The following is a 9,824-nucleotide window of genomic DNA, read 5'->3' as shown; positions in this document are numbered from 1 at the left end:
GGCGAGGGGCCCTGTCGGTTCTCGGCCCCGTGGCTCACGTTCAGAGCGACGACGGGCGGCCGGCCCTACGCGGCGTCTTCTTCGCCCCCCTCGGCCTCCTTCACCACCCGCGGCCCCGGACCGGCGAGCTCAGCCAGGGACGTCGTCCGCCGTGCCGATGACGGCAGGGCCGCACCCGTCGGGCAGGTTTCTCACAATGAGTTCGACAGCTTCCTCGACGGTATCGGGCTCACCGAGGACGGCTCCGTCGGAGTGCCGGATGACGATGAAACCTCCTCCAGCCCGGCGGAACAGTGCGCCCACGTCTCCCGGTGTGGGGAAGCCTGTGCACCGGTTGAGGTAGAGGGCACCGTGGCTGACCACCGGATACAGCTCCCGCAGTCGAGGGTGTGCAAACGCGGCGCGGGGCATGGCGGAGTCGATCAGATCATCGTCGTACGCCAGGACACTTCGCCACTGGGCCGCCACGATTTCTGCGGCATTCCCTGAGCTCTCCTCGTTCGTCATGCGTGTCACCTCTTGTTCGGCTTGGGTGGGGGAGCGAGCTCCGGGATGTCCGGCCTCGGCACGTCGATCTTTTCGTTGCCCGAGTACCAATTTATGGACTCCCACGACCGTCCGAGGAGTTCGTTTTCGGGGTCCCCATGGGCGATGCCGCCTTCGTGCATGCGGACATTGAGGGCGACAACGCTCATCTCCCACGCCGTTCCGGCCCCGACCGGCAAGTTGTTGAGGTCCTTACTGAAGCCCTTGCCGTCCCGGACTGCCTGCTGGAAAGCTTCAACAATGGTCTCGGGTGTATTCCAGTTGCCTGTTTCGCCGGCCTTGTTCGGCATGCCGTCCAGGGTGATCGACAAGGTGGTGTTTCGGTCACCCACCGCTGCTTCCACGTTCGTCATCCACACGGGGCCGCCGGCCTCGACTTCGTCGTACGGCTTTCCGTTGTAAGTGTGCGCCCCCGGATCCTGCGGCCGTTCAGGGTCGTGCTCCGGGTCGTTGGGGTCATTGCGCAGGTACCGCGCCAATCGGTTCGAGGCGCCTTCGGGCGGCGGCTGGTTCATGCCGAGCACAACACTGTGCCGCGGCTTGCCTTCTCCTTTGTGCGGGCACTGCGCCAGCCCCAGCGGGTCGATCCACCGCGTCGGGTTGTCGACGTACGTGACCGCGTTCGGGGCCGGGACCAGGCCCAGGGGGTCCGGGGAGAGGTAGCGGCCCGACTCGGGGTCGTAGTGGCGGTGGCGGTTGTAGTGGAGGCCGGACTCCGGGTCGAAGTACTGGCCCGGGAAGCGCAGCGGCGTGTACGCGGCCGCGCTCCGGTGCCACGTCGTCGTGCCCCACAGGGTCGCGCGGGTGCGCCAGGCCACCTCACCCTGCTCGTCGATGAGTTCGCGGGGCGTGCCGACGAGGTCCGTGACGATCGCGAAGAAACGCCGGTCCACCTCCGACTGGTCCAGGAGACGGCGTTCGACCTGGGTGACCGGCTGGACGCCGTCGTGGTCCCACGTCAGGGCGACGGACTCGGCGGTGCCGGCCAGCGAGGTGGTCTGTTCGCACAGGGTGTCGCCGTCCCAGGTGAACGTCACCTCCTCGGCGACCGTCGTCCCGTCGGCCGACAGTCGCTGCTTCGCGATTCGGCGGCCCAGCGCGTCGTACAGGTAGCGCCAGCGCGTCCCGTCCGGTGTGGTGACGGAGATCAGGCGGTCCTCGGCGTCCCAACCGTAGTGCCAGGTGTCCTTGCGAGAGAGGCGTGCCTTCTGTCGCAGGACGACCCGGCCCTGGGCGTCGTGTTCGTAACGGACCCGGCCCGCACGGGTGATACGGGTGCCGGTGTATTCGCGCGGGCCGTCGGCATCGCCGCTGCCCGGCGAGGAGGCCGCTGTCTGGTTACCGGCCTCGTCGTAGGCATACCGCTCGCTCCAGTTCCGGGCGGTGACGCCCGTGACCCTGCCTTCCCGGGTCAGCTCCAGTTGCCTGCGGCCGCCGAGCCTGTCGTCGACCGAAGTCAGGTGGCCGTCCGCGCGGTACGTGTAGGTACGGTGCTGGAGGGTCCTCTCGTCGGCGCCCCGGACCCGCTGCTCGGTCAGTCGGCCGGCGACGTCGTAGGCGTGCTCGATCGCCAGGGCGTCGCCGATACGGCGGGTGCTCTCCCTGCCCGTCTCGTCGAACTCGAAGACGACGTGATGGCCGGAGGCGTTCAGCTCCGCATGGAGATCACCGGGGAAGGACCAGGTGCTGACCGCTCCGGAGGGCGTGGTGCGGCGGACACGGCGGCCGGTCTCGTCGTAGGAGTTGGTCAGTTCACGGCCGTTGCAGATCTCCCGGAGGATCCGGCCCGAGCTGTCGCGGACGAATGCCAGTTCCGCGTCCGGACCGACGGCACCGGCGAGGTGGCCGTGGATGTCGTAGGCGAAGCGGGTGACGGCTCCTTCGGCGTCCTTGGTGACGACACGGCCTGCCGAGTCGCGTTCGAAGCGGACGGTCTGTCCGAGGCCGTTCGTGCGCGATGTGAGGCGGCCCATCGCATCGTGCGCGTAAGTGAGGGTGCGGCCGTCGAAGTCCGTCTCGGAGGTGAGGCGCCCCGCCGCGTCGTACTCGTAGCTCCAGGTGAGGCCCTGTGGGTCGGTCACGGCAGCGAGTCGCAGCTCCGTGTCATGAGCGAACTGGTGGCGCGCGCCGTCCGGTGCGGTGCGGGCGGCGACCAGGTCGAAGTGGGTGTACTCGAAGCGGGTCTCGCCGCCCACCGCGTCCGTGTGGACAAGGCAGTTGCCCTCGCCGTCGTACGTCCACGACTGCTGCGCGCCGTCCGGGTCGGTCCGACGGGCGAGTTTGCCCTCGACGGTCCACTCCAGCTCGGTGGTGCGGCCTTGTGGATCGGTGATCCTGATCGCCCGCCCGAAGGCGTCCCGCGTGTAGCGGGTGACCGCGCCGAGCGGGCCGCGGACCGCCAGGGGGAGACCGGCAGCGTCGCAGTGCACCCGGTCCAACGCACCCAGGGAGTCGTCGACCCCGGTGAGCTGGCCGCGCGGCCCATGGGTAAGGCGCGTCGTCGACCCGTTCGGGCGTGTGAAGAGGGTCGGGTTGCCGCGCTCGTCGTACTCCTGCCGCGACGTCGCACCGTCCGGGCCGGTGACGGACGTGAGCTGGTTCAGCTCGTTGTACTCGATGTCGGCCCTGGTGCCGTCCGGGTGCTCGACAACCGTGAGGTTGCCTCGCTCGTCGTAGGTGTACGCCGTGGTCCGGCCGAGCGCGTCGGTGCGGGAGAGGAGGCGGTCGTAGCGGTCGAAGGTCTGGTGGGTGGTGTTCCCGAGCGGGTCGGTCTCCGCGACGACCTGGAGGTGGTCGTTGAAGTGGAAGACCTTCGTCGCGCCGACCGAGTCCGTGTACCGGGTGATGGGGGCGCCCGTCTCGCCATGGACGTCATAGCCGAACGTGGAGGAGAGGTAGCCGTCCGGGCCGATCGTGCGGACGACTCGGCCGGCGCTGTCGTAGACGTACCGGAAGGTGGAGTCGTTCCGATCGGTCCATGACGTGATCCTTGCGTCCGGGTCGTACGTGAAGCGGAGGGGCAGGCCCGAGGAGTTGACGACCGCGTCGAGGTTGCCCTGCGGGTCGTAGCCGTAGCGCATGACGGTGACGGGGCCGTCGGGCGTGCGGAGGGCCAGCTCGCGTACGCGCGCGTCCTCGATGACGAGGGTCACGCGGTAGCCGCCGTCATGGGTGAGCGTCGTCGGGCTTCCGTCGCCGCGACGGGTGAAGGCGATCCGGTTGTGGTTGCGGTCCTCGATCCCGGCGAGCCAGTACGCGGGGGACTCGTTGTACGGGCTGCCGGTGAACGAGCGCGTCAGGCCCGAGCGCGGGTCGGTGACGCGGTAGGTGGTCTCCGCGTTCTCCTGGCCGCCGTACAGGAGGGGCAGACGGGCGCCCTCCAGAGGCAGGACCCCGTCGGTGTCGCCCGGCTGCGGCAGCCGGGGGTAGACCAGGATCGAGCCGTCCTCGCGGGCCCAGATCGCGCCCGCGCCGAGCGGGTCGAGCTCGATCCGTTCGTCCAGGGTGGAGGCCCAGCTGCGGCCGAACCAGACGCCGTACCTGTATTCCGAGAGGTGGGTCCGGCGCAGTACGAGGGGGAGGACACCCGGCAGGGACAGATCGACCTGGGGCAGGGTCATCTCGCCGGTGGCGACGTCCACCGGGTCGTTCTCGCAGGTCTTCTTCTCCAGCGAGATGCCGTTGCGGCGCGGATCGTCCTTGGCGTTCTTGAGGGATTCCGGCCTGGTGTGGGCGGAGTCCTTGGGCCGGCCGGCTCCGGATTGAGGGCCGCCCTTGCCGTCCCCGCGCCGGTCGTCGCCGTCGGTGAGGCGCTGGCGGGCCATGCGGTTCTTGATGTCGAGGTCGGTGTTCTTCTGGGTGACGGAGATGTCCTTGACGGCCTTGGGGAGTTTCTTGCCGAGGTGGTCGCCCATTTCCTTGGTGGCTTTGCCCAGGGCCTCCATGGCCTTGTCGACCACGGGATCCAGTGCGCCGGCGATGTCGTCCTTGCCGCGGGTGCGGCCGTGATGGGACTTGGCCTTCGTCAACTTGCCGGCGGTCTTTCCGTGGACGCCGATGCTGACCAGGTTCAGCTGGGTGCCGGCCCGGTCGTGCTCGGAGTGCTCGATGTGGACGCCCTTGCCGGCGCCGGGGCCCGGCCCGGGTCCGCCCGCGCCACCGGCGGAGGCGAGGTGCATGGCGTCCTTGGCCCCTTGCACGCCTTCCTTGAGGCCGTCCTTGCCCGCCTGGCCGACCTGGTTCATGTCCACGCCGTCCTGGAGGCCGAGCGCGTCGGCGCCGAGCTGGATGGCGAGGTCGGCGGCCATGTTCTCGAGGGCCGCGACGGCGGGTTCGGTCATCGCCGAGACGATGTAGGCGACGACCTCCTCCATGCATTCCTTGATGACCTTGCGGACGGCCTGCTGGCAGGCGGCGATGGCGGCGGCGCCGAGAAGCATGGAGAGTCCGCCGGTGACGGGTATGAGAGCCATCGAGATGCCCGCCTTGCCGGCGAGGACGCCGAGGTGGACGAGGGCGGCGTACTTCATGGCCTCGATCGCCGTGGCGGCGTTGTCCAGGGCGCCCGCGATGATGCGGGCGGCCCCGGCGATGTCCTTGATGTGCTTGTCCTTGACCTTGCCCCAGTGGCCGTTGAGGGCATCGAGGGCTTCTCCGTGGCCGGAGGACAGCAAACGTTGCACGTGCTGGTTCGCGAGGTGGCCGTCGTCCTCGAGGTCCTCGGCGAACTCCCGGAGGGAGTCCGCCATGTCGCGGTAGGCATCCTCGTCGACGTTCGGCCAGTTGACGCCGATGACGTCAAGCAGCGTGTCTGCCCAGTCGGGCACAGTTACGGCCACAGTGCGAAGTCCCCCCGTGCGAGCCTGTGTTCGCAGAACGCGCGTGCGAACAGAATCTCATGAGGCGATCAACGCATCCAAGGCCGTTACCGCCTGGCAGACCGCAAGCGGCGCAAGTCACAGCGGACTTGAGCCGAAGGCTCCCTTGCCGGCTCCACGGGAGCCGTGGCTCCTGCCGCCCCCGGCCGCCGCGGTGTCAGGAAACGCCGTGGCCGTCCGGCAGTGCGCGGGCTATCGTCCGGTCCCACATCCAGCACGCCCGACTTCCGAGAGCGGATCATGACCAGGCAGCAGCAGGCCACCACCCCCACCACGACCCTGTGGCGCCCCACCGGCCCCGTCGAGCTGGGGCTGGTGCTGGAGTCGGGATGGCGGGCGTGGCCGCCGAGGCTGCCCGAGCAGCCGATCTTCTATCCCGTGCTCAACGAGGACTACGCGATCCGCATCGCCCGGGACTGGAACGTCAAGCACGACGGCGCCGGGTTCGTGACGCGGTTCGAGGTCGAGTCCGAGTTCGTCGCGCGGTATCCCGTGCAGCAGGCCGGCGGGAAGACGATCCTCGAGCTCTGGGTGCCGGCCGAGGAGCTCGACGAGTTCAACGCGCACATCGTCGGCGAGATCCAGGTCGTGCACGAATTCCGGTAGACGCGGAAGCCGGCCCGGCCCGGCGTGGCTCCCAGCGGCCCGTCCTGGCGTGCCCCGGAGGCAGGCTCCGTTCGCCGCGGCCCCGCCCCGCCCGGCCCGTCCCGGCCCGGTCCGGTATCGGCTCAGTTGAGCATGGCCCGGGCCGCCCTGGCCCGCCCACGGATCTCCTCCGCGGCCGTCGGCTCGACCGCGTCCACGACCTCGGCGTACGCGTCCATCTCCGCCGCGCCCGTCAGGAAGTCGCCCCGCTGGACCAGCAGTTGGGCGCGCTCGAAGCGGAGGCGGGCCGGGTGGGAAGGGAGGAGAAGAAGGAGGTCGAGCGCCCAGAGGGCGACCGCCGAGTGCTCCGGGCGCTGGGCCGCCCAGGCGCGGATGTTGTTGAGGATGCGGGAGACCACCGCGAGAGGATCCGCGGGCGTCAGCATGGAGGGGGTCACCGGCGTGCCGACGGCGCCCGTGACGAGGAGGTCGGCCTCCGCGCCGGAGAGCACCCGCCCGGCCGCGAACGGGTCGGCCAGCACCTGCCCGGCCGGATCCTCCGGGTCGCCGAAGCCGACCACGAAGTGGCCCGGCAGGGCCACTCCGTAGACATGGGCGCCCGCGCGGCGGGCGACCTCGGTCCACACGACGGAGAGCAGGATCGGCAGGCCCCGGCGGCGGCGCAGGACCTCGTGGAGCAGGGAGGACTCCAGGTGCTGGTAGTCGTCGGCCGTGCCGTGGAAGCCCTCCCGGCCGCCCAGCAGGCCGGCGACGGCCGCCGCCCACGCGTGCGGGTCCCGCAGCCCGTACGGGAGCATCCCGGCCAGGCGGTCCAGTTCGATCTGGGCCGCGTCCATGCCGGCCTCGTCCAGTGACGGGTCGGCCTCCGCGCCGATGAGCAGGCAGAGCAGGGCCACGTCCGGTCGCTGCGAGCGGGCCTCCTGCGCGAAGCGGGACCTCCGGTCGTTCTGGTGCATGAGCTCGTACCCCCGGCCTACGTCGCCCGGTAGTGGTGGTAGTGGTGATGGACCCGGAAGCCCATACCGGCGTACAGGGCACGCCCCCCGTCATTGTCCGACTCGACCTGGAGCCAGGCAGCCGAGGCGCCCTCCTCTAGGGCCCGGCGCGCCAGGGCGGCCATGATCGCCTTCGCGAGCCCTTGGCGCCGGTACGCCGGGTCCACTTCCACGGCCATGAAGCCCGCCCAGCGTGCGTCGACCACACAACGGCCGATCGCCGCAGGGACCTGGCCCTCTCCGGGTATGGAGGCGAACCATACGGAAGGGCCGCTGCCGAGGACCTTGAGCACATGTGGTCCTGGCACATTGGACCGCTGGTAGCGCCGTAGCCACGCCTCGTCGAAGGAGCGGGACAACCTGACACGGGAAACGACCGCGTCCAGGTCGCCCACCGCCGCCAGGCCCCCGACCCGCACCTCCGCCGAGACCTCGGCGCGCCAGCCCCGCGCCTCCAACTCGGCGCAGAGTTCCTCCTGTGTGCCGGCCGCGCCTGTCGCGGTCTGCACGTACGCCGGAAGGCCGCGAGCCGCGTACCAGTCCCGCACCCGCGTCAGCGCGTCGTCCAGCGGCATGCCCGGGTCACCCAGAGGGAGGACCGAGTTCGCCCGTCTGGTGAAACCCGCCGACGCCCGCAGCTCCCAGTCACCGAGCCGCTCGCTCTCCACCGGCTGCCAGGCGCGCGCCGTGACCCTGGCCAGCTCCTGGAAATCGGCCGCGGGGCCCCGGCGCCGGGCAGGCTCCGCGGGGACGACCTTTCCCGCGACCAGCGAGGACTCCGGGATGCGGACGCTCTCACCCGTCCGGCGTGTGATCACCAGCACACCCCCGGTCCATGATGTGAGAACACCGACCGTGTCGGTGAACTTCGCGACTGGTGCTTCAGCGTTGCTCAAGCGTCGCACCGAGACGCGTTTGCCCACGTCATCAGGGCTGATCCTGATCTCGAGCCGTCCGCCCGCAGTGAATTCCACAGCTCTGTGAGCCCCTCCTGTTCGGATCGTTACCAAGAACGGAGATACTAGGGGTGGGCATCGACGACGCCGCGCTCCCGCGCAAGCCAGCCCTTATCGAGGAGGAACGACAGCGTGACCTACGTCATCGCGCAGCCTTGTGTCGACGTCAAGGACAAGGCGTGCATCGAGGAGTGCCCCGTCGACTGCATCTACGAGGGCTCCCGGTCCTTGTACATCCACCCGGACGAATGCGTCGACTGTGGTGCTTGTGAGCCGGTCTGCCCGGTCGAGGCGATCTTCTACGAGGACGACACTCCCGAGGAGTGGAAGGACTACTACAAGGCGAACGTCGAGTTCTTCGACGAGCTCGGTTCGCCCGGTGGTGCCTCCAAGCTCGGCCTGATCGAGCGGGACCACCCCTTCATCGCCGCCCTGCCGCCGCAGAACGGCTGATCCTGTCCGCATGTCCCCGGTCCCGTACGGTTCGTCGTCCGTACGGGACCGAGGCGTTTGACGCGCGCGGCCGGCACACCCGGGTGACGCGCCCGGCACGCCCGGCCGTCGCCGAGGCCCGTGGGCGACCCCGCCGTCCGACGCCCTGACCGACACAGCCCGAAACGACGCCCGTACCCGAAAGTGAGCGCCGCCGTGCCCGCAGTCTCCTCGCGACTCCCCGTCTTCCCCTGGGACAAGCTCGAGCCCTACAAGGCCACGGCCGCTGCCCACCCCGACGGCATCGTGGACCTCTCCGTCGGCACCCCGGTCGACCCGGTGCCCGAGCTGATCAGGAAGGCTCTCGTCGCCGCCGCCGACTCGCCGGGCTACCCGACGGTCTGGGGCACGCCGGCGCTGCGCGACGCGCTCGTGTCCTGGGTCGAGCGCCGGCTCGGCGCGGTGAACGTGGCGCACACCAACGTCCTGCCCGTCGTCGGCTCGAAGGAGCTGGTTGCCTGGCTGCCGACGCAGCTGGGCCTGGGCGCCGGTGACCGGATCGCCTACCCGCGTCTCGCCTACCCCACGTACGAGGTCGGCGCGAGGCTCTGCGGCGCGACCCCCGTCGTCTACGACGACCCGACCGAGCTCGACCCGATGGGCCTCCGGCTGCTCTGGCTCAACTCGCCGTCCAACCCGACCGGCCGGGTGCTGGACAAGGACGAGCTGACGCGGATCGTCGCCTGGGCGCGCGAGCACGACGTGCTGGTCTTCAGCGACGAGTGCTACCTCGAGCTGGGCTGGGAGGCCGAGCCGGTCTCCGTGCTCCACCCGGATGTCTGCGGCGGCTCGTACACGGGCGTGGTGGCCGTCCACTCGCTCTCCAAGCGCTCCAACCTGGCCGGCTACCGCGCCGCCTTCGTCGCGGGCGACGCGGACGTGCTCGGGGAGCTGCTGAAGATCCGCAAGCACGGCGGCATGATGACCCCCGCCCCCGTCCAGGCCGCCACCGTCGCCGCGCTCGGCGACGACACGCACGTCACCGAGCAGCGCGCCAGGTACGCGGCCCGGCGCACGGCTCTGCGGACGGCGCTGGAGTCGCACGGCTTCCGGATCGAGCACAGCGAGGCCAGCCTCTACCTGTGGGTCACCCGTGACGAGCCGTGCTGGGACACGGTCGCGTACCTGGCCGGCCTGGGCATCCTGGTCGCGCCCGGCGACTTCTACGGCGAGGCGGGCGGGCGTTTCGTGCGCGTGGCCTTCACCGCGACCGACGAGCGCGTCGAGGCGGCGGTCAAGCGCCTCGGATGAGCTCAGGACCTCACGCGGTCACGGCGTGATCCGGTCATGCCCTGAGCACAGGACCGCATGTGGTCAGGGCATGACCCGGTCACGGCACGTCACCGCACGGG

The 9,824-nt window shown here is 70.3% G+C and carries 7 protein-coding genes; 3 read left to right on the top strand and 4 right to left on the bottom strand.

The genetic code is table 11. From position 1 onward, the window contains the following. Positions 1–129: 129 nt before the first annotated feature. Together ACWGH4_RS23490 and ACWGH4_RS23485 are read right to left on the bottom strand one after the other, a co-directional pair. Positions 130–507, bottom strand: coding sequence for a DUF6193 family natural product biosynthesis protein (locus tag ACWGH4_RS23490; protein ID WP_453464105.1), 378 nt, complete (start codon positions 505–507; stop codon positions 130–132). A gap of 5 nt (positions 508–512) precedes the next feature. Then, positions 513–5,384 carry an RHS repeat-associated core domain-containing protein gene (locus ACWGH4_RS23485; protein ID WP_453464102.1) on the bottom strand — a complete coding sequence of 1,624 codons (4,872 nt, stop codon included), beginning with the start codon at positions 5,382–5,384 and terminating at the stop codon, positions 513–515. Between the two features lie 279 nt (positions 5,385–5,663). Between ACWGH4_RS23485 and ACWGH4_RS23480 the strand changes: the two genes are divergently transcribed. Next, positions 5,664–6,029: a hypothetical protein gene (locus ACWGH4_RS23480; protein WP_453464099.1), complete on the top strand. Its 366-nt coding sequence runs from the start codon at positions 5,664–5,666 to the stop codon at positions 6,027–6,029. Positions 6,030–6,151: 122 nt separating this feature from the next. Here ACWGH4_RS23480 and ACWGH4_RS23475 read toward each other — a convergent pair whose 3' ends face one another. Next, positions 6,152–6,985 carry a transglutaminase-like domain-containing protein gene (locus tag ACWGH4_RS23475; RefSeq protein ID WP_453464096.1) on the bottom strand — a complete coding sequence of 278 codons (834 nt, stop codon included), beginning with the start codon at positions 6,983–6,985 and terminating at the stop codon, positions 6,152–6,154. 17 nt (positions 6,986–7,002) lie between these two features. After that, positions 7,003–7,998 (bottom strand): GNAT family N-acetyltransferase, encoded by a 996-nt coding sequence (locus tag ACWGH4_RS23470; RefSeq protein WP_453464093.1) that lies wholly within the window; start codon positions 7,996–7,998, stop codon positions 7,003–7,005. A gap of 114 nt (positions 7,999–8,112) precedes the next feature. Between ACWGH4_RS23470 and fdxA the strand changes: the two genes are divergently transcribed. After that, on the top strand, positions 8,113–8,433 hold the full coding sequence (gene fdxA / locus ACWGH4_RS23465) for a ferredoxin (RefSeq protein WP_003985062.1): 321 nt from the start codon (positions 8,113–8,115) through the stop codon (positions 8,431–8,433). Between the two features lie 195 nt (positions 8,434–8,628). Continuing rightward, positions 8,629–9,723: a succinyldiaminopimelate transaminase gene (dapC, locus tag ACWGH4_RS23460; protein ID WP_453464090.1), complete on the top strand. Its 1,095-nt coding sequence runs from the start codon at positions 8,629–8,631 to the stop codon at positions 9,721–9,723. Positions 9,724–9,824: the final 101 nt, after the last annotated feature.

This window comes from Streptomyces sp. NPDC054847, from assembly GCF_053610925.1.
This window is presented reverse-complemented; position numbering and strand designations above follow the sequence as displayed.